Origin of the sequence: Escherichia sp. WS1450 (genome assembly GCF_046487395.1) — a bacterium.
GTDB lineage: Bacteria > Pseudomonadota > Gammaproteobacteria > Enterobacterales > Enterobacteriaceae > Escherichia > Escherichia coli.
The window spans coordinates 1-698 of record NZ_JBJQJO010000150.1 but is presented as its reverse complement, the minus strand read 5'-3'; the positions used below and the strand labels follow the sequence as shown (position 1 = coordinate 698).

The window sequence follows — 698 nt, the reverse complement described above, 5'->3', positions numbered from 1 at the left end:
TGTTCATGAATGATGTTTTCATGAAGCGACTGTTTGCGGTGAGTATCACCTCATCCGGCAATCCCCCGGCATTTTCCCTGACACCGGACGGGCGTCTGACGGCGAAAAATGCCGATATCAGTGGTAACGTGAATGCGAATTCGGGCTCGCTCAACAACGTCACGATTAACGAGAACTGTCGGGTTCTGGGAAAACTGTCTGCCAGCCAGATTGAAGGCGACCTGGTGAAGACTGTGGGGAAAGCCTTTCCCCGTAATAACAGCTATGCCAGTGGCACGATAACCGTCACTGTTTACGATGATCAGGGATTCGACCGGCAGATTATCATTCCCCCGGTGCTTTTTCGCGGGATGAAACATCAGAATTTCAACAGTAAGAACCAACAGTCATACTGGTATTCAACCTGTAAACTGCAGGTACTGAAGAACGGACAGGAAATCTTTCATGAGCCCGCGACAGATGTCAGCAGGGTATTTTCATCGGTGATTGATATGCCCGCGGGATACGGGAATGTCACCCTGACGTTCAATGTTTCTTCATATGGTGCAAATAACTGGACGCCAACAACCAGTATCAGTGACCTTCTTGTTGTTGTGATGAAGAAAGCCACTGCAGGCATCACGATTAGCTGAATTTTATAACCCAGATACGGGCGCCAGAAATGGCGCCTTTTTTATTTGTGGAGCGAGTATGGCGGC

General features: G+C 48.9%; 1 protein-coding gene. It reads left to right on the top strand.

From position 1 onward, the window contains the following. Positions 1-632 (top strand): phage tail tip protein (locus ACJHYR_RS28030; protein ID WP_410233230.1); only part of this gene is annotated, 632 nt, incomplete at its 5' end. Positions 633-698 lie beyond the last annotated feature (66 nt).